At 57.9% G+C, this 18,772-nt stretch carries 12 protein-coding genes, 3 tRNA genes, 3 rRNA genes and 3 pseudogenes; 8 read left to right on the forward strand and 13 right to left on the reverse strand.

Features of this window, described 5'->3' with window-relative positions; genetic code table 11:
* Window positions 1-51: 51 nt before the first annotated feature.
* Complete coding sequence (locus tag FIU94_RS18605; protein ID WP_152467323.1) at window positions 52-639, forward strand: peroxidase-related enzyme; 588 nt, start codon at window positions 52-54, stop codon at window positions 637-639.
* A 410-nt stretch (window positions 640-1,049) separates the two neighbouring features.
* Entirely contained in the window at window positions 1,050-1,697 is a 648-nt protein-coding gene (locus FIU94_RS18610) for a DUF1629 domain-containing protein (RefSeq protein ID WP_152467324.1), read from the forward strand.
* A 390-nt stretch (window positions 1,698-2,087) separates the two neighbouring features.
* On the opposite strand, the gene FIU94_RS18615 is transcribed toward FIU94_RS18610, so the two are convergent.
* The gene (locus tag FIU94_RS18615; RefSeq protein ID WP_152467368.1) at window positions 2,088-3,269 is read right to left on the reverse strand and encodes a mandelate racemase/muconate lactonizing enzyme family protein; all 1,182 of its coding nucleotides are present in this window, start codon (window positions 3,267-3,269) and stop codon (window positions 2,088-2,090) included.
* Window positions 3,270-3,503: 234 nt separating this feature from the next.
* Entirely contained in the window at window positions 3,504-4,214 is a 711-nt protein-coding gene (locus FIU94_RS18620) for an IS6 family transposase (RefSeq protein WP_152467325.1), read from the reverse strand.
* Between the two features lie 122 nt (window positions 4,215-4,336).
* On the opposite strand from FIU94_RS18620, the gene FIU94_RS18625 reads away from it, so the two are divergent.
* The 5 genes from FIU94_RS18625 to FIU94_RS18645 are packed head-to-tail and all read left to right on the forward strand — an operon-like array spanning window position 4,337 to window position 7,987.
* The gene (locus tag FIU94_RS18625) at window positions 4,337-4,561 is read left to right on the forward strand and encodes a hypothetical protein (protein WP_152467326.1); all 225 of its coding nucleotides are present in this window, start codon (window positions 4,337-4,339) and stop codon (window positions 4,559-4,561) included.
* A gap of 29 nt (window positions 4,562-4,590) precedes the next feature.
* On the forward strand, window positions 4,591-5,064 hold the full coding sequence (locus FIU94_RS18630; RefSeq protein ID WP_172975958.1) for a TRAP transporter small permease: 474 nt from the start codon (window positions 4,591-4,593) through the stop codon (window positions 5,062-5,064).
* A gap of 14 nt (window positions 5,065-5,078) precedes the next feature.
* Entirely contained in the window at window positions 5,079-6,359 is a 1,281-nt protein-coding gene (locus FIU94_RS18635) for a TRAP transporter large permease (protein WP_152467328.1), read from the forward strand.
* Between the two features lie 3 nt (window positions 6,360-6,362).
* Window positions 6,363-7,184 carry an SDR family NAD(P)-dependent oxidoreductase gene (locus FIU94_RS18640; protein ID WP_152467329.1) on the forward strand — a complete coding sequence of 274 codons (822 nt, stop codon included), beginning with the start codon at window positions 6,363-6,365 and terminating at the stop codon, window positions 7,182-7,184.
* A 14-nt stretch (window positions 7,185-7,198) separates the two neighbouring features.
* Entirely contained in the window at window positions 7,199-7,987 is a 789-nt protein-coding gene (locus FIU94_RS18645; RefSeq protein ID WP_152467330.1) for an SDR family NAD(P)-dependent oxidoreductase, read from the forward strand.
* Window positions 7,988-8,075: 88 nt separating this feature from the next.
* On the opposite strand, the pseudogene FIU94_RS18650 reads toward FIU94_RS18645, so the two are convergent.
* The 9 genes and pseudogenes from FIU94_RS18650 to FIU94_RS18690 form a co-directional block, all read right to left on the reverse strand.
* Window positions 8,076-8,210: pseudogene (locus FIU94_RS18650) on the reverse strand (integrase core domain-containing protein); the annotation flags it as partial.
* 190 nt (window positions 8,211-8,400) lie between these two features.
* Window positions 8,401-8,477, reverse strand: a tRNA-Met gene (locus tag FIU94_RS18655).
* A 57-nt stretch (window positions 8,478-8,534) separates the two neighbouring features.
* A 5S ribosomal RNA gene (gene rrf / locus FIU94_RS18660) occupies window positions 8,535-8,649 on the reverse strand.
* Window positions 8,650-8,737: 88 nt separating this feature from the next.
* A 23S ribosomal RNA gene (locus tag FIU94_RS18665) occupies window positions 8,738-11,571 on the reverse strand.
* A gap of 420 nt (window positions 11,572-11,991) precedes the next feature.
* Complete coding sequence (locus tag FIU94_RS18670) at window positions 11,992-12,849, reverse strand: glycosyltransferase family 2 protein (RefSeq protein WP_152467331.1); 858 nt, start codon at window positions 12,847-12,849, stop codon at window positions 11,992-11,994.
* Window positions 12,850-12,892: 43 nt separating this feature from the next.
* Window positions 12,893-12,968, reverse strand: a tRNA-Ala gene (locus FIU94_RS18675).
* Window positions 12,969-12,989: 21 nt separating this feature from the next.
* A tRNA-Ile gene (locus FIU94_RS18680) sits at window positions 12,990-13,066 on the reverse strand.
* A 291-nt stretch (window positions 13,067-13,357) separates the two neighbouring features.
* Window positions 13,358-14,817 (reverse strand): 16S ribosomal RNA (locus FIU94_RS18685).
* The 16S, 23S and 5S rRNA genes sit together here with 3 tRNA genes alongside, the layout of an rRNA operon.
* Before the next feature lie 610 nt (window positions 14,818-15,427).
* A pseudogene (locus tag FIU94_RS18690) lies at window positions 15,428-16,477 on the reverse strand (IS3 family transposase); the annotation flags it as partial.
* Between the two features lie 36 nt (window positions 16,478-16,513).
* On the opposite strand from FIU94_RS18690, the gene FIU94_RS18695 reads away from it, so the two are divergent.
* Entirely contained in the window at window positions 16,514-17,224 is a 711-nt protein-coding gene (locus FIU94_RS18695; RefSeq protein WP_152467325.1) for an IS6 family transposase, read from the forward strand.
* Between the two features lie 47 nt (window positions 17,225-17,271).
* Here the strand turns inward: FIU94_RS18695 and FIU94_RS18700 are convergent.
* A pseudogene (locus FIU94_RS18700) lies at window positions 17,272-17,502 on the reverse strand (aldehyde dehydrogenase family protein); the annotation flags it as partial.
* On the reverse strand, window positions 17,499-18,698 hold the full coding sequence (locus FIU94_RS18705; protein WP_152467333.1) for a pyridoxal phosphate-dependent aminotransferase: 1,200 nt from the start codon (window positions 18,696-18,698) through the stop codon (window positions 17,499-17,501). The gene FIU94_RS18705 and the pseudogene FIU94_RS18700, both read right to left, overlap by 4 nt.
* Window positions 18,699-18,772 lie beyond the last annotated feature (74 nt).

Below are 18,772 nucleotides of genomic sequence, written 5' to 3' on the forward strand. Positions count from 1 at the left end.
CATGCCCTCCGGCCCGGCCGGAATTGCACTCTATTCATGAAAGGTAGACACATGACCACCAAACCTATCAGCCGCTTCCCCGTACCGTCGCTGGACGAGATGCCCGAGGATATCGCCACGCGCATCCGCGAGGTGCAGGAGAAATCCGGCTTTGTCCCCAATGTCTTTCTGGCCCTTGCGGGTCGGCCGGATGAATTCCGCGCCTTCTTTGCCTATCACGACGCGCTGATGGACAAGCCCGGCAATCTGACCAAGGCCGAGCGTGAGATGATCGTGGTCGCCACCAGTGCTATGAACCAATGCCAGTATTGTGTCGTGGCCCATGGGGCAATCCTGCGCATCCGGGCCAAGAACCCGCTGATCGCCGACCAGGTGGCGGCGAACTATCGCAAGGCCGACCTGACACCGCGCCAGAAGGCGATGATCGACTATGCCGTGAAGGTTTCGGCCCGCGCGCAGGAGGTGAACGACGCGGACTTTGCCCTGCTGGCCGAGCATGGCTTTACCGAAGACGATATCTGGGACATCGGCATGATCTCGGCCTTCTTCGGCATGTCAAACCGGATCGCCAATATCACGTCGCTGCGGCCGAACGACGAATTCTACGCCCTTGGTCGGGATATGCCGGTTCCGGCCTGATCTGTTGGAAGGGCTTGGGGCCGAGGTTCCCCCATGCGCAAAATGGTTATCAAATCGGCAGTGCCCCCGCAGATTTTGCGGGGGCATTTATTTGTACGTCTGCTGTAGGGACGGAGCTGCCGTTCGGACGGGACTATGCAACGACTGCTCCGAGCCCAAAACGAACATGATCTTTGTCATCACGGCACAGCCGCATTCACGGAGGTGGGGTTGGAAGCGGGAATTGGCTGCACCGTCGACCAACGTCCGACGTGCGGGGCATTTCTGGCAATCCTCTGGATCGCTCCAGTTGCCTCATCAGATGCCGCCGTACCTCTTTTACAACTCGATGCAAAACAATACGTTTTGGACTCTCGGCTCGGCGAAGCCGTCCAATTTCTCCAACAGCTAGATACTTCAACAGGTGACTGATGGCAGTTTATCGATTTGGCGTCCATCCCGACGCGATGGCGGGCGGGTTCGGATGGTCGGAAAACAAAAAGATGCGCCGCCCAAAAAAGGGGGCCGTGCGCTGGTATCCGACGGATTCGGATCGCTTTCCGCTCGGGCCGTTGCCGGATGACCTGAAGGACAAGGTGGCAACGCATTGGGCGGTGACAGAGTTGGGGAACGACGCGTTGCCGGACTATTTCAATTCCATCGGTGCGGGGCATTTCACCGGCCTGCAAGCCGTGGGGGACAAGCTGGCAGATGTCTTTCGTGCGCATGCTGGGGATGGTTTGGAATTGGTGCAGATTCCGAATTTCTGGTCCCTGGCAGATGAGGCCGAACTGTCTGAACCCTACTACCTCGCGAATGTATTTGCGAAAGTCGAAACCATAGACCTCGCCCGGTCTAAAGTGATCGAAGTGAAAAATCCGCGTCTGGAAGGTGCGCAGAAATACGTGTCGGCGTCACAGAGCCACAAATGGGTTAAGAACGTCAGAGGGTTCACGACCGACCTTCACGTCTGGCGGGATGCAAACACGTCAGAATGGTTCTGTGATGATGTGTTCCAGGCAGCGATTGAAGCCGCCAGCCCGGGAAACTTCCACTTTGGCGAAACCTCCCAGGAGTAAGATCCATTTCCGGCTTTGCGTCGAGGGTCGGATTGTTAAATGCAATATGTGAGTTCATCCAATCCCCACGCACCTGCCACCAGAAAATACGTGCTTTGCGAATAGCGACAGCAGTGTCAAAGTTGGCTGATCAACAACAGAATAATAACGTTTGCACGGCGAACAGAGTCACTACTGAAGACTTTGCAAAGACGGCAATCCGCGCATAGGAGCCGCTCGCGCGCCGCGCAGCATCAGTCAAGTTGGCCTAGAAGCCGACGACCACCCACCCCACCAAAACCAAAAGGCCCTGGCGTGGGAAACACAAGGGCCTTTCAGCGACCTGCACCTTCCGAGCGGGCGGTCGGGGGAACGTCGGCCGGTTGAGAGGCCACGGCCGACGCTTGTCTGTCAGCCGACCGTGACCCGGCGGGCGTTGGCCGCGTCCAGCGCCGTGTCGACCAAGTCGATCCCGAGCCCCGGCGCGTCAGGGGCGCTCATCACTCCGTCTTTGGGTTGCAGGTCGATCGTGCAGAGATCGCGGTTGGCGGGCTGGCGGGCATAGACGTGGTGTTCGTGGATCTCGAAGTTCGGGATCGCGGTTTCCACATGCAGGGCCACTGCCGTCGCGACAGGCGATCCGCAGACGTGGCCCTGAACGGTGATGTCGTAAAGATGCGCCAGATCACAGACCTTCTTGCCCTCGGTGATCCCGCCGACCAGACCGAAGTCCGGCTGCAGCATGTCGATGGCATTCGACGACAGGTAGGGTTCGGCCCCCCACCTTGTATAAAGCCGTTCGCCGGCGGCAAAGCGCGTCTCGGGGAAGGTTTCCGACAGGTGGATCTGGGCGCTTGGGTTAGCATAGTGCACCGGTTCTTCCACCAGATAGAGGCCCACGTGACGGCAAGCTTCGATCAGTTGGCGGGCGCCGGAGAGGCTGGGCAGGGAGTGCAGTTCGAGGATGATGCCGGTCGAGGGGCCGACACCCTCGCGCACCGCTTCCATCCGGCGGACGTAGAGATCCAGCTCGGCCGCGGTGAACATGCCACGGACGTTGTCGTCGATCTTGCCTTCCTTGCCGATCATGACCGGGTCGACCTTAACACAGTCATAACCATCGGCCACGGCCCTGGTGCCGGCGTCACGATAGGCGGAGGGGTTGGTCAGGTCCTTGCGGCCGGTTTCGGACCAGTCGAACTGGATCTGGCTGGCGTAGCAGCGCAGCGGGCGTGCAGCGGCACCGCCCAGAAGGCGCCAGACGGGCAGGCCGAGTGCCTTGCCCTTGATATCCCAGAGCGCGGTGTCGATGGCGCTCATCGCGCCGATGACCACGGGACCGCCGCCTTCGGCCCAGAAGGACCGGCGATAGATGCGTTCCCACAGGGCTTCGTGCGCCATGGCGTCGGCGCCGATGACAAAGGCTTCACCCAGAGCTTCGAGCATGCCGATCGCAGAGGCCGCCCCCACACCGTAGGCCAGGCCAACCTCTCCGATACCTGTTAGCCCGTCTTCGGTCGTGATGCGGACAAATATCGGGTTCCACCGGGCGATTCCGCCTGCTCCCGACATCGGGACATGGATGATCTCCATACCCCTGATCTTGCTGCTCGTACCCATGCGTAAAGATTCCTCCCTTGCTTTACTGTAGATTGTATGCAAAGTGCAATACACAGCGAGGCAAGTCAACGCTTCTTGTCGATTGGGCTGAAGTTCAGGGAGGGCACCTGCTATGGCACCGCAAGTTTACACTGATTTGCCGCATGACATCGGGGGGCTTTGTCAGGTTGTTTCCCAACGGTTGGATCATAAGCTGATGCGGCAGCATCAGGCAACGATTTCGCGGACGTAGCGCGCCCAGAGGCCAAGGGCCTCTGTTCTTGTTTGGCGGTAATCGGCGGCGGTGAGGCGGTGGCGTTTCGGGCGAAAGAGAACGGCAGTTTGATCATGGACGGACAGGAACATCTGGGCGTGTCTGGCTGATTTGAACCGGCCGAATATCTTCTCTCGTCGACGGGTGTGCCGATGTGATGCCTCGCTGCGGTTGTTCAGTCCCTTGTGTGACCGATGATCAGCGCCAGGACAAAGCTCGCGGATCGCAACGCCGTAACTGCGCAATTTATCCGTCACTATGACCCGAGGAGTGCCCCAACGCTTCATGAGTTTCCGGAGAAACTGCTTTGCTGCGTTAGCGTTTCGGCGCGATTGCATAAGGATTTCAAGCGTATCTCCGTTGCCATCGACCGCGCGCCAGAGCCAGTGCTTCTTCCCGCGGATCGGGATCACAACTTCGTCCAAGTGCCACTTGTCAGCGGGCTGATCGCGATCACGTCGGATCTTGGCCGCAATCTGCGTTCCAAATTTCGCCACCCAATCTCGGATCGTCTCATGGCTGACCGTGATGCCGCGTTCTGCCAAAAGATCCTCAACGTCCCGCAGGCTGAGGGCGAAACGGTGGTAGGCCCAAACGGCATAGCCAATGACCGAGCGTGGAAAGCGATACCCCTTCAGGGCCGACGACGGAACAGACAATATCATCGATTTGCGTTAGACTCACAGCCTGCGACAGACAACCTGACAAAGCCGTCGAGAACGAAGAGACAGCCCGCACCAAAGGTGAAGAAGCCGGGATACGCTTTCTTGAACCCGACGCAGAGGTCATGGCCAAGCGGGAGGCCTTCATCGAAGACTACCTGAGCAACGCCGACACGCTGCTTGAAGAAAAGGGTATCGAGAACGCGGCGCCAAAGATCGACCGCTACAAGGCGCTCGTCGCGAAATGGGAGAAGTTGATCGCCGAGAACGGCACCGATCGCGATACCCTTGCCGAACTGCGTTACCGTGAGATCTGGTCGCAGGTCGACATGACCGCATACGGGAACTAGGTCGCCCGGCCATGAATATGACAGGACGCATGATCGGCCGCCTGACCGTTGTCATCGCTGCTGTAGCAATTCTTCTCATGATGCTCCATGTCAGTGCCGACGTGCTGTTCCGGGTTGTCGCCTCAAAGTCGCTGCCCGGAACGGCCGAAATCGTCAGCCACTACTACATGGTTGCGCTCAGTTTCCTGCCAATCGCCTATGCGGAACTTAAGGACCGCCATATCGAAGCGACCGTGTTGACTGACCTGATGCCTGCGCCCGCGCAAGACACGCTGAAGATTGTGGGCATGCTGTTCTCGCTAGGGATCTACGGGTTGATGACCTATGTCAGCGGCCGCGAGGCGATCAAGAAGACTGCGATCAACGCGGTCGTCGAATCCGGGACGCACAAACTTCTGGTTTGGCCCAGCTACTGGATCTTGCCGGTTTCCTTCGCGCTGATGTGCCTGGCGCTGCTGCTGCGGATCTTCCGCTATCGCCGCTTCGACCCCTCCAACTTCTGAACAGGAAAAGACACATGACACCGCTTGCCATCGGTTCGATTTCACTCGGCCTCGTCGTGGTTCTGATCGCGCTGCGCATACCGATCGCGATGGCGTTGTTGGGTGTTTCGGTCGGCGGGATCTGGATGATCCTGGGTGAAAGGCCTGCACTCGGCGTGTTGACAACGGTGCCATATCATTTTGCCGCCAACTGGACCCTCAGTTCAGTGCCGATGTTCCTGTTCATGGGATATGTCGCTTTCCATTCAGGGCTGACCAGTAACCTGTTTCGCGCTGCGCGGGCTTGGCTGTCCTGGCTGCCCGGAGGTCTGGCCATCGCCTCCATCTTCGGCTCCGGGGGCTTTGCATCGGTCACAGGATCCAGTGTTGCCTGCGCTGCCGCCATGGGCCGTATCGCAGTGCCGGAAATGCACAAGAGCGGCTATAATCTGGGCATGGCAACCGGGGCCATCGCGGCTGGCGGGACATTGGGTGCGCTGATCCCACCCAGCATCCTGCTGATCCTCTACGGGATTCAGTCTCAGGTTTCGATCACCGCCCTGTTCCTCGGCGGCCTGCTTCTGGGCGGCGTAACAATAGCGGCCTACGTGCTGGTGATCCTCATTGCCGCCTGGACCCGTCCGGACATGTTCCCGCGCGCGCCGGCGGTGGAAAAAGGTGAGCGTCTGCGGTCGCTGATCGACATCTGGCCAACGCTTCTGCTGGTTTTCCTGATCTTTGGCGGTTTGTTTTCCGGCGTCTTCACCGCAACCGAAGCCGGCGCCACCGGCGCGATGTTGACGGTCGCACTTGGCTTTGCCCGGCGCAGCCTGTCGATTGACGCCTTAAAGCAGAGCCTGCTGGACACTGTGCTGAGCTCGGCCAGCGTCTTCATAATCGCGGTTGCCGCCAATGCTTTCACAAGGCTGATCGCACTCAGCGGCCTCTCCATGGCGCTCGGTGGCTGGATCGGTGATCTGGGCGTATCGGCTTTTGTGCTCCTGCTGGTGATTTCGCTGGTCTATGTGTTCCTGGGAATGTTCCTGGAACCCATCGGCGCCATGCTCCTGACTTTGCCGCTGGTCCTGCCTTTGCTCGGGGCGCAGGGAATCGAGTTTCTGTGGTTCGGCATCCTTCTCGCAAAACTGCTGGAGATCGGGATGATTACGCCACCTGTGGGTCTGAACATCTTTGTCATCCACTCGGTGGTCCGTGATAGTGTCCGGCTCGAAACCATCTTTTATGGCGCAGCGGCGTTCGTGGCCGCCGACGTCGTCCTGGTTGTGGCAATGATCCTAACACGGGGGTGGTTCTAAGTAATGTCAGTACAAGAAGAACTTTCTGCATCAGAGCTGTTCGACATCAAGGGCAGGGTGGCCATCGTCACCGGGGCGGCTTCGGGCCTGGGCTATGCCTTCGCCGCGGTGTTGGCCGCCAACGGCGCACAAGTGACGCTGATCGATCGCGATCCAGCGACGCTGGACGAAGCTGTCAGTCGGCTGGCCGACCAGGGTGGCACAGTCTCGGGAGTGGCCGTGGATGTGACCGACCGTGCCGGTCTGCGGACCGCAATCGACGCTGTAGTTGACAGGGCGGGACGGGTCGACATCGTCTTTGCAAATGCCGGGATTGCCGCCGGCCCCGGCTTCATGACGCTGGACGGCGAGCGCGACCCCAAAGGCGCATTGGAAGGCATTCCGGATGAGCTGTGGGACCAGGTGTTGGATACCAATCTGACGTCAGTCTTCACCACCATCCGAGCCGCGGCACCACACATGAAGCGCCAAGGCTATGGACGAATTGTGGCGATCTCGTCGGTCTCTTCGCTCGTGCCGGGCGGGCTGGTCGGATCTGCCTATGGCGTCTCCAAGGCCGGGATCAACCAACTGGTCCGTCAGTCGGCGATGGAGCTGGCGCGCTTTGGCGTCACCGTCAACGCTGTCTGTCCGGGACCGTTCGTTACGCCCCTGACGTCGCCTGAGCTGGAAGCTGCCTTCCTGCGCAATGCGCCGTCGCACCGGGTGGCGCAGGTGCGGGAAATCCAGGGCCTGGCACTGTTTCTGGCCTCGGCCAACTCGGCCTATGTGACCGGTACGCACATCGTCATCGACGGCGGCCGGATGCTGGGCCGCCCCGATTAAGCGAAAGGCAGTTCATGCGAAGCAATCAGATCTTTGACGTTGCCGGCAAAGTCATCGTGGTCACAGGTGCCGCGAGCGGTATCGGTTACGCCATTGCCGAAGCGATGGCCGACAACGATGCCACCGTGGTGTTGAGCGATGTGGACGGTCCCGGGCTGGAAGCTGCCGCGGCGCAACTTTCAGCTAGGGGCGGGGAGGTCACGACCGCGCTTCTGGACGTGTCCGACCGCCAGGCGGTCGAAGGCGTCATGGCAGAGGTCGTCGACCGCCACAAAAGGCTGGATGTGGTCTTTGCCAATGCAGGAGTCACCGGCGGGCGCGGCTACGCCATGCCCGAGGGAGAAATCGAAAATGCATCGATGGACGCCTGGCGAACCTGCATGGCGATCAATCTGGACGGCGCTTTCGGGACCATGGCCGCCGCCGCCCGTCATATGAAATCGCAAAAATCGGGTTCAATCGTGGTGACGACTTCGATCGCGGCCCTGATCACAAACCCGATGCCCAGCTACGGCTATCACGCCGCCAAAGCGGGGGCCGCGCATCTCGTGCGCATGGCTGCTCGTGAGCTTGGTCCCTATGGCGTGCGGGTCAACGGCATCGCACCGGGTCCCTTCGTCACCAACATCGGCGGCGGTCGGTTGAAAGATCCCGCTATACAGGCCGGTTTCACCGCCAGCGTCCCAATGGCGCGCGCCGCCCAACCCGATGAGATAAAGGGCCTTGCGCTATTGCTGGCCTCGCCTGCCGGTGGATATATTACCGGCGCGATCATCCCCATCGATGGCGGCGATTCCGCGTGACCCCGCTCTCAGCGCAACCCATTCAAACGGTAGGGCATTGTCAGGTTGTTGAAACCGCTTGACCTGCTCCCCTGAGAGTCCGCATTTTTCAGTTAGCTCTGTTCAGGGTTTGGTCCTCTCTTGACCGTTGGTGATACTCCCACGGAGTGAGCCCGTCGACGCTCGAGTGGGGGCGGTGATGGTTGTAGTCGTCGCGCCATGCCGCGATCAGATTGCGGGCATGCGCTCGCTGATGGCCGCCGGTTCTGCATCCTCTGTGTCATCGACGACTTCAGCCGGGAACCTCAAACCGAGGACTTTTCAGGTGAGCAGGTCATCGCATATCAACGACGCCACGATGGCGGCTAGCAGAGCCGCGCTTGGCGAATGCCCAACATGCGAAAGCGCCCCGGAGGGCGCTTCGCAGGATAAGTTGGTTGCGGGAGTAGGATTTGAACCTACGACCTTCAGGTTATGAGCCTGACGAGCTACCGGGCTGCTCCATCCCGCGCCACTAAGTCGGTATATGTGTACATCGAAGAGAGATACGGATTAGAGGACTTGTTAGGTTTGGCGATGACCTACTCTCCCACGTCTTAAGACGCAGTACCATCGGCGCTACGGCACTTAACGGCTGGGTTCGGGATGGGACCAGGTGTTTTGCTCGTGCTATGATCACCAAACCGAACAAATCCTCTAAAACTCCAAGTCAGTACAGCTAATGTCTGTGTATGCTTTTGATTGATTGGTAGAATCTTGCTTCTACTGGATCAAATCAAGCCTATCGAGCAATTAGTACCAGTCAACTGAACGTGTTACCACGCTTACATCTCTGGCCTATCGACGAGGTGGTCTACCTCGGCTCTCAGGGATACCTTGTTTTGAGGGGGGCTTCCCGCTTAGATGCCTTCAGCGGTTATCCTGTCCGATCATAGCTACCCTGCACTGCTGCTGGCGCAACAACAGGTCCACCAGTGGATCGTTCACCCCGGTCCTCTCGTACTAGGGGCAACTCCTCTCAAGTATCCTACACCCACGGAAGATAGGGACCGAACTGTCTCACGACGTTCTAAACCCAGCTCACGTACCTCTTTAAACGGCGAACAGCCGTACCCTTGGGACCTGCTCCAGCCCCAGGATGAGATGAGCCGACATCGAGGTGCCAAACACTGCCGTCGATATGGACTCTTGGGCAGTATCAGCCTGTTATCCCCGGCGTACCTTTTATCCGTTGAGCGATGGCCCTCCCACTTGGGACCACCGGATCACTATGGCCGTCTTTCGACTCTGCTCGACTTGTCAGTCTTGCAGTCAGGCTGGCTTCTGCCATTGCACTCAACGAGCGATTTCCGACCGCTCTGAGCCAACCTTCGCGCGCCTCCGTTACGATTTAGGAGGCGACCGCCCCAGTCAAACTACCCGCCACACAGGGTCCCGGATCCGGATAACGGACCGCGGTTAGACATCAAGCAGAACAAGGGTGGTATCTCAAGGGAGGCTCCACCGAGACTGGCGTCCCGGTTTCAAAGCCCACCACCTATCCTGCACATGTTCGGCCTAATGCCAGTGTGAAGCTGTAGTAAAGGTGCACGGGGTCTTTCCGTCTAACCGCGGGAAACCTGCATCTTGACAGGTAATTCAATTTCGCTGAGTCTATGTTGGAGACAGCGGGGAAGTCGTTACGCCATTCGTGCAGGTCGGAACTTACCCGACAAGGAATTTCGCTACCTTAGGACCGTTATAGTTACGGCCGCCGTTTACCTGGGCTTCAATTCAGAGCTCTCACCCCTCCTTTTAACCTTCAGGCACCGGGCAGGCGTCAGACCCTATACGTCGTCTTGCGACTTCGCAGAGCCCTGTGTTTTTAATAAACAGTCGCCACCCCCTGGTTTGTGCCCCCAGCCCCTAGTTGCCTAGGAACCGGGCCTCCTTCTCGCGAACTTACGGAGGTATTTTGCCGAGTTCCTTCAACATAGTTCTCTCAAGCGCCTTGGTATTCTCTACCAGTCCACCTGTGTCGGTTTAGGGTACGATCTAGCGATGGAGCTATTTCCAGGGACCTCTAAGCAGCCCATTCAATCCAGTAAGGATGAACTACCCTCGAGATCCGTCACTTCCATCTGGCCCAGGAATATTAACCTGGTTCCCATCGACTACGCCTTTCGGCCTCGCCTTAGGGGTCGGCTTACCCTGCTCAGATTAGCTTTAAGCAGGAACCCTTGGACTTTCGGCGAGAGTGTCTCTCACACTCTTTGTCGCTACTCATGTCATCATTCTCACTAGTGATCTCTCCACCGGATCGCTCACGCGCCGGCTTCACAGAAAACTCCGCGTCTCCAATATCCCCGAGGGGAGTAAGGAGACATGGAATTATGTCACACTACGCTCTGCTACCATGCAATAAATGCATCCTCAGCTTCGGCTCATGGCTTGAGCCCCGTTACATCTTCGCCGCAAGACAGCTTAATTAGACCAGTGAGCTGTTACGCTATCTTTAAAGGATGGCTGCTTCTAAGCCAACCTCCTGGTTGTTTTGGCCGTCTCACCTGCTTTCCCACTTAGCCATGAATTAGGGGCCTTAGCTGGAGGTCAGGGTTGTTTCCCTCTTCACGACGGACGTTAGCATTCGCCGTGTGTCTGCCATCTAGTACTCCTCGGTATTCGGAGTTTGGTTAGGATCAGTAAGCCTGTGGGGCCCCATTACCCATCCAGTGCTCTACCCCCGAGGGTATTCGGATGACGCTCTACCTAAATAGATTTCGCAGAGAACCAGCTATCTCCGAGTTTGATTGGCCTTTCACCCCTAGGCACAGCTCATCCCGATCCTTTTCAACGGATGTGGGTTCGGTCCTCCAATAAGTGTTACCTTATCTTCAACCTGGCCATGCCTAGATCACTCGGTTTCGGGTCTGATCCCACGAACTCGACGCCCTATTAAGACTCGCTTTCGCTGCGCCTACACCTAACGGCTTAAGCTTGCTCGTGAGACCAAGTCGATGACCCATTATACAAAAGGTACGCTGTCAGGCCGCAAGGACCCTCCAACTGATTGTAGGCGTTCGGTTTCAGGTACTGTTTCACTCCCCTCGTCGGGGTGCTTTTCACCTTTCCCTCACGGTACTGGTTCACTATCGGTCAGTAAGGAGTACTTAGCCTTCGAAGGTGGTCCTCCGATCTTCAGACAGGATTTCACGTGTCCCGCCCTACTTAATACGTCCAATCATGCTTCTTATACGGGACTATCACCCACTCTGGTTGCGCATTCCAACGCATTCTAACCACACTCATGGCTCGGCTGGTCCCCGTTCGCTCGCCGCTACTGGGGGAGTATCAATTGATTTCCTTTCCTCCGGGTACTTAGATGTTTCAGTTCCCCGGGTTTGCTTTTCTAAACCTATGTATTCAGTCTAGAAATACCTGTCTTACCGCATTATTGATCGCCGCCGAAGCGGGTAACAATAACACAGTATCAGGTGGGTTGCCCCATTCAGAGATCCATGGATCAAAGCCTATTCTCGGCTCCCCATGGCTTATCGCAGAGTATCACGTCTTTCATCGCCTCTTACTGCCAAGGCATTCACCAAACGCCCTTTTCGCGCTTGATTTGATCCAGAAAAAGCAAGACTTGCGCCTCGCGCGACGGTCAGAAGCTGGTAAGAAACTGACCATCCTTATCCTGGTTCAAAAGCATACTTTCCCGCCCAGACTGTCGTCTGGACAATGAGACACGCTGATAGCCGCAGCCCGTGCAGGGTGCAGCGTCATGCCTCTGGTTAGTGTACTTGACTTGGACAACACGTTCTTTTCGGAAGGCATACGATCGGTCGGCCGAGGAAACAGCCTTGCAAACGCTCGCTCCGGACCAAAGCCCGAAGCACCAAACCGAGGTCGCTCCCATACTCGGGACAACCAAACAGTGTTGTTATTGTATCTCTCTTTACGATGTCAATTTGGTGCATTCCCGAAGGAACCCACCAGCGTCCGATTGGACGAGCAAACGCGCCGCAGCGCGCTTGCTGATCTAATCAGCAGTATTTGAACCATTCTGGCAGTACCGTTCGACTATCGAACGTAGCCGATCTGGCTCTGAGCACTTTTTGGGTCTCATCACGAACCGGGTCATTCGCGATGGCCGCGTAGGCTTGCGCCTTTGCTGCGCTCCATTCGGTCATGGCGGCTTTCTGAAACATGTCGAAGAACTTCATGGCATCTTTATCCGCGTGCAACCAGGCACTTCCGGGTAGGCCATTCTCCTTACCGGATGCGATTTCTGACCGATGCGCATTGGCGTCGGCAAGTGCGTCGATGCTGGCGTATTTCAGATGCGCCAGATAAACACCCTCAGGCATCACCATCACCGCGTCCTTAGTCAGACCTATTCCGTGTCGAACCAGATGCGTACCGCGTCTAACCGCCCAAGCCTTGCTATAATGCCCCGAGAAAACTGCATTGCTACGCTTTGTCAGCGCGGCGTCTGTCGCCTTCATTGTGCCATCCTCAACATCTTCAGCGATGTTCAGCCCAAGGGCAAACAAGGCGTTGTACCGGCGATGTGACCTGAACAAATCGGCGAACGATGCATAATGCGCCGGATCAATGCAGATCAGCTCATCAGCGTCGGTTCTGATCACCCAGTCATATATGACACCCAATCCATCCTGAATGCTATTGAGCAGCTGCCCTCGCATTCTGTCGAAACCGGCCAGGTCTGTCCTGGGAACCGCAATCACATTTGCCCGGGGGCAAATTGTGGCGATCCTTGGATCAGCTCCGTGAGCCACAATGAACAGGTTATCCGAACCAAGGTGCCGTGAATAATGCGCGTACCATTGTGATAACGCCCAGTAGTCTCGGTAAACCATTGTGATCGCACATATCTTCATGTCCTCTTTCTAGTCATGATGACCAGCGAATAACAAGAAGTGATGGTGGAGCCTAGGAGGATCGAACTCCTGACCTCCTGAATGCAAATCAGGCGCTCTCCCAGCTGAGCTAAGGCCCCATCAAAACCCTTTCGGGATACTGGTGGGTCGAGGAGGACTTGAACCTCCGACCTCACGCTTATCAGGCGTGCGCTCTAACCACCTGAGCTACCGACCCAGTTGATTTTGCCCAGGCAAAATCGACGTCGCGCAAACAGCGTATTGCGAAGCAATGCGCGAGCTGCGCCAGGCGGGTCGGACCCGCATTGCAACCCTTCCCGGGATATCGCTGCGCGATACCCTGTCAGGGCGACGCGCCTCACTGCGTGAGGCACTTTCTGAAGAGATATGAGGACGGCTCGGTCCGAAGGGTCATCTTGCGATGCCCTGAATATGGACAGTTTTGATTACTGTCCTGCTAAGTTTTCCACGATCGAGAGCAAGCTCAGGATGCTAGGAAAATCCTTAGAAAGGAGGTGATCCAGCCGCAGGTTCCCCTACGGCTACCTTGTTACGACTTCACCCCAGTCGCTGATCCTACCGTGGTCCGCTGCCTCCAAAAGGTTAGCGCACGGCCGTCGGGTAGAACCAACTCCCATGGTGTGACGGGCGGTGTGTACAAGGCCCGGGAACGTATTCACCGCGTCATGCTGTTACGCGATTACTAGCGATTCCGACTTCATGGGGTCGAGTTGCAGACCCCAATCCGAACTGAGATAGCTTTTTGGGATTAACCCATTGTCACTACCATTGTAGCACGTGTGTAGCCCAACCCGTAAGGGCCATGAGGACTTGACGTCATCCACACCTTCCTCCCGCTTATCACGGGCAGTTTCTTTAGAGTGCCCAGCCGAACTGCTGGCAACTAAAGATGTGGGTTGCGCTCGTTGCCGGACTTAACCGAACATCTCACGACACGAGCTGACGACAGCCATGCAGCACCTGTCACTGCGCCACCGAAGTGGACGCCCGATCTCTCGGGTTAGCACAGGATGTCAAGGGTTGGTAAGGTTCTGCGCGTTGCTTCGAATTAAACCACATGCTCCACCGCTTGTGCGGGCCCCCGTCAATTCCTTTGAGTTTTAATCTTGCGACCGTACTCCCCAGGCGGAATGCTTAATCCGTTAGGTGTGTCACCGAACAGTATACTGCCCGACGACTGGCATTCATCGTTTACGGTGTGGACTACCAGGGTATCTAATCCTGTTTGCTCCCCACACTTTCGTACCTCAGCGTCAGTATCGAGCCAGTGAGCCGCCTTCGCCACTGGTGTTCCTCCAAATATCTACGAATTTCACCTCTACACTTGGAATTCCACTCACCTCTCTCGAACTCAAGACCAGGAGTTTTGGAGGCAGTTCCAGGGTTGAGCCCTGGGATTTCACCCCCAACTTTCTGATCCGCCTACGTACGCTTTACGCCCAGTAATTCCGAACAACGCTAACCCCCTCCGTATTACCGCGGCTGCTGGCACGGAGTTAGCCGGGGTTTCTTTACCAGGTACTGTCATTATCATCCCTGGCGAAAGTGCTTTACGATCCTAAGACCTTCATCACACACGCGGCATGGCTAGATCAGGCTTGCGCCCATTGTCTAAGATTCCCCACTGCTGCCTCCCGTAGGAGTCTGGGCCGTGTCTCAGTCCCAGTGTTGCTGATCATCCTCTAAAACCAGCTACTGATCGTAGACTTGGTAGGCCGTTACCCCACCAACTATCTAATCAGACGCGGGCCGATCCTTCTCCGATAAATCTTTCCCCCGAAGGGCGTATACGGTATTACTCTCAGTTTCCCGAGGCTATTCCGTAGAGAAGGGCACGTTCCCACGCGTTACTAACCCGTCCGCCGCTCACCCGAAGGTGCGCTCGACTTGCATGTGTTAGGCCTGCCGCCAGCGTTCGTTCTGAGCCAGGATCAAACTCTCAAGTTGAAATGCTGTTACCAGCATATCCTTGACGTCGAACCTCTGCACATCGTCCTGCATCCATTACTGAAAGATGCAGAACAGTCTCTGTTTGTGTGCTTCAGCTACAAAGTAGCGAAAGCCGTACAAACAGTGAAGCTGACACTACATCATCGACCGAAGTCTAGTAGCGCGATATACAGACGTTGATCCATCGAATGAACCAAACCGCCCACATATCTCTTCAGATACTATCAATTTCAAAGAGCGTAGAGACAAAAGAGACTGAGATGCGCCCTAACTTCTTCGGCGCGCCCCGCCCAATTACCTCTGGTATTTCTTATCCGCCTCGTCTCCGCCCGTCCGCGTCTCAGCTTCCGTCCGGCCCGTCTGGCGCCCCGCCGGTGCATCTCAGCGCCGCCGGTGAGGGGGGGATTTAGATAAAGCGCGCCGGACCTGCAACCCCTTTTTTCAACAAAATGCATTTTTAGGGGACTGATGGGCATTGCCAAGTCGAATAGTGCATGTGGGACGATAGGCGGTCGACATGAGGACATCTACTTCGATGCCGCGCCTGAAAGGCTTCCGCCTCCCCTGAGAGATCGTGTCCTACGCAGTTTGAGGTGCCCCTGGCTTCCTAGACGCCTGCCTCGCTCAGTTTCTGCTGTCTGGTTTCGAAGTCAACGGGCGACAGCATGCCGTTGCTCGTGTGCTTGCGTTTCGGGTTGTAGGACAGCTCGATGTATTCGAGCATGTCCCGCCGCGCGTCATCGCGGGTTGGACAGGTTTTCCGCCTGATCCGCTCGCGCTTCAACAGCTGGAAGAAGCTTTCTGCCACGGCATTGTCGTGGCAGTTCCCGCGCCGGCTCATGCCGGGTTCCAGATGGTGCCGGCAGAGAAACGTCTGCCACTCCCGGCTGGTGAACCGGGAACCTTGATCGGAATGCACCATGACTTGGCCGGCGGACTTTCGTCGCCAAACGGCCATCAACAGGGCTTGCAGGGCGAGGTCCGTGGTCATGCGGGATTGTGCAGACCAGCCGACCACACGACGCGAGAACAGGTCGATGACGACACACAGATACAGCCAACCTTCGTGGGTCTTGATGTAGGTGATGTCGGTTACCCAGACCTGATCGGGTGCGGTCGTTCTGAACTGTCGCTCCAGCCTGTTCTCGGCAACCACCGCAGGTTTGCCGCCGTATCGGCCCGGACGGCGCCTGTAGCCCACCTGGGCAGAGATCCCGGCCAGAGACGCCAGGCGCGCCACACGATTCTCTGAAATTTGTTCGCCCTGATCACGCAGATCGTCCGTCAACTTGCGATAGCCATACACCTTGCCGCTGTCCGCCCAGGCCCATCGGATCAGCTCGGTCTGGCGCGCATCCTGCTGCGCACGGTGGCTTAACAGTTCCTTAAGCCATGCGTAGAAGCCGGAGAAATGAACCCGCAGCACCCGGCACATGGCCCGGACGGCGTACTTCGCGCGATGCGCCCCACTGAGGCCTTTTCTGATCCGGCTTCAATTTAGGATGTCGCGCTCTTCGGTGACCCGCGCCAGTTCCCGCTTCAACTGGCGGATCTCCGCAGCTTGTTCGTCCTCACGTTCCCGAGCTTTGCCCGGCCGCGAGAACTGCGCCTTCCACGTGTAGATCGACTTCGTGCTCACCCCGAGGGGCTTTGTCAGGTTGTCTGTCGCAGGCTGTGAGTCTAACGCAAATCGATGATATTGTCTGTTCCGTCGTCGGCCCTGAAGGGGTATCGCTTTCCACGCTCGGTCATTGGCTATGCCGTTTGGGCCTACCACCGTTTCGCCCTCAGCCTGCGGGACGTTGAGGATCTTTTGGCAGAACGCGGCATCACGGTCAGCCATGAGACGATCCGAGATTGGGTGGCGAAATTTGGAACGCAGATTGCGGCCAAGATCCGACGTGATCGCGATCAGCCCGCTGACAAGTGGCACTTGGACGAAGTTGTGATCCCGATCCGCGGGAAGAAGCACTGGCTCTGGCGCGCGGTCGATGGCAACGGAGATACGCTTGAAATCCTTATGCAATCGCGCCGAAACGCTAACGCAGCAAAGCAGTTTCTCCGGAAACTCATGAAGCGTTGGGGCACTCCTCGGGTCATAGTGACGGATAAATTGCGCAGTTACGGCGTTGCGATCCGCGAGCTTTGTCCTGGCGCTGATCATCGGTCACACAAGGGACTGAACAACCGCAGCGAGGCATCACATCGGCACACCCGTCGACGAGAGAAGATATTCGGCCGGTTCAAATCAGCCAGACACGCCCAGATGTTCCTGTCCGTCCATGATCAAACTGCCGTTCTCTTTCGCCCGAAACGCCACCGCCTCACCGCCGCCGATTACCGCCAAACAAGAACAGAGGCCCTTGGCCTCTGGGCGCGCTACGTCCGCGAAATCGTTGCCTGATGCTGCCGCATCAGCTTATGATCCAACCGTTGGGAAACAACCTGACAAAGCCCTTCGCCCAGAAGGCGCACCAGTTCGCCCCGGCGCGGGGCCGGTACCTTGCGCCACGCGGCAAACGCATCGACGCCCCTGGCAATCGCGGCTTTGGCGTCGGCGACCGTGTGCATCGGAACCTGGCCGATTTCGCTGCCATCCACCGGGGTGGTGACGGCCAAGGTGCCGCCGGTGGTGTCTGCGGCGGTCAGGCCGCAGGCGTCGAGAATGTCCTGGTATTTCATGAAGTCGTCCTTTGGTTCGAGGTCAGGCCTTGCACGGCCCGGTTCAGGCGCGCGCAGCCATCTTCGAGATCGGCGCGCGCGTAGGCGTAGGAAAGTCGGAAATGCCCCGGCAGCCCGAAGGCACGACCGGGCACGATGGCAAGGCCCGTCGCGGCAAGCACGTAGGTGCAGAAATCGGCGTCTGTGTCGAGCGTCGTACCGTCCGGTGTTCTTTGTCCCAGCACCGCCGCACAGGACGGGAAGACGTAGAAGGCGCCGTCCGGGACGGGGCAGGTGATGCCGGGAATGGCGTTCAGGGCCTCCACGACGAAGTCGCGGCGGTCGCGGAACGCGTCCAGCCGTTCGGCAATATGGCCCTGTTCCCCGGTGACGGCCTCCAGCGCGGCGGCCTGCGAGATTGAACAGGCCCCCGAGGTGATCTGCCCCTGCACCGCGATCATGGCCTTGATCAGCTCTGCCGGGGCAATGCCCCAGCCGATGCGCCAGCCGGTCATCGCATGGGCCTTGGAGACGCCGTTGATCACGATGGTACGCTCTGCCAGATCGGGGCAGGCCACGCGGAAGGAGGTGAAGGGCGCATAACAGATCAGGTCGTAGATCTCGTCCGAGGCGATCCAGACATGCGGGTGGCACGCCAGAACCGTTCCGAGCGCCGCCAGTTCGTCGGCGCTGTAGACCGCGCCCGAGGGGTTGGACGGCGAGTTCAGCAAGACCCAGCGCGTGCGGGGCGTGATCGCGGCCTCCAGCTGCGCGGGTGTCAGTTTGAAGCCCGCGTCGGCACCGCAGGGCAGCACAGTTGTTTTCCCGCCGGACAGCGCGACGATGTCGGAATAGCTCGTCCAGTAGGGCGCGGGCACGATCACCTCGTCGCCTGGGTTCAGCGTGGCCAGGAAGATATTCGACAACACCTGCTTGGCGCCGGTCGAGACGATGACGTTGCCGGGTTCGACCCCGGCCTGCTGAGCTATCGCGGACCGCAGCGCGGGCGTGCCAGCCGTAGCGGGGTACCGCGTCTGCCCGGTTTGCATCGCCCTTTGGGCCGCCTCGCAGATATGCGCAGGCGTCGCAAAATCAGGCTCCCCCGTGCTTAATGCCAAAACATCATGACCCGCAGCCCGCAGCCGCGCGGCCTCTTCCGTGATTGCAACGATCTCGGAAAGCGCCATTCCGTCTATTCTATGGGCCTTTGTCAGCATTACACGCTCCTAATGTTGGGGGTGTTTGACATGCTGTTCGGTTCCGTGTGAAACACAATTATCGCATTAATCAT

The organism is Sulfitobacter sp. THAF37 (genome assembly GCF_009363555.1).
Taxonomy (GTDB): Bacteria; Pseudomonadota; Alphaproteobacteria; order Rhodobacterales; family Rhodobacteraceae; genus Sulfitobacter.

What these genes read in the sequence shown, in the direction of transcription:
- FIU94_RS18615 (WP_152467368.1), bottom strand. Translation starts at nt 3,269, where the DNA reads ATGGAGATCATCCATGTCCCGATGTCGGGAGCAGGCGGAATCGCCCGG.
- FIU94_RS18645 (WP_152467330.1), top strand. Translation starts at nt 7,199, where the DNA reads ATGCGAAGCAATCAGATCTTTGACGTTGCCGGCAAAGTCATCGTGGTC.
- FIU94_RS18705 (WP_152467333.1), bottom strand. Translation starts at nt 18,698, where the DNA reads ATGCTGACAAAGGCCCATAGAATAGACGGAATGGCGCTTTCCGAGATC.
- FIU94_RS18670 (WP_152467331.1), bottom strand. Translation starts at nt 12,849, where the DNA reads ATGAAGATATGTGCGATCACAATGGTTTACCGAGACTACTGGGCGTTA.
- FIU94_RS18625 (WP_152467326.1), top strand. Translation starts at nt 4,337, where the DNA reads ATGGCCAAGCGGGAGGCCTTCATCGAAGACTACCTGAGCAACGCCGAC.
- FIU94_RS18635 (WP_152467328.1), top strand. Translation starts at nt 5,079, where the DNA reads ATGACACCGCTTGCCATCGGTTCGATTTCACTCGGCCTCGTCGTGGTT.
- FIU94_RS18605 (WP_152467323.1), top strand. Translation starts at nt 52, where the DNA reads ATGACCACCAAACCTATCAGCCGCTTCCCCGTACCGTCGCTGGACGAG.
- FIU94_RS18640 (WP_152467329.1), top strand. Translation starts at nt 6,363, where the DNA reads ATGTCAGTACAAGAAGAACTTTCTGCATCAGAGCTGTTCGACATCAAG.
- FIU94_RS18620 (WP_152467325.1), bottom strand. Translation starts at nt 4,214, where the DNA reads ATGATATTGTCTGTTCCGTCGTCGGCCCTGAAGGGGTATCGCTTTCCA.
- FIU94_RS18610 (WP_152467324.1), top strand. Translation starts at nt 1,050, where the DNA reads ATGGCAGTTTATCGATTTGGCGTCCATCCCGACGCGATGGCGGGCGGG.
- FIU94_RS18695 (WP_152467325.1), top strand. Translation starts at nt 16,514, where the DNA reads ATGATATTGTCTGTTCCGTCGTCGGCCCTGAAGGGGTATCGCTTTCCA.
- FIU94_RS18630 (WP_172975958.1), top strand. Translation starts at nt 4,591, where the DNA reads ATGATCGGCCGCCTGACCGTTGTCATCGCTGCTGTAGCAATTCTTCTC.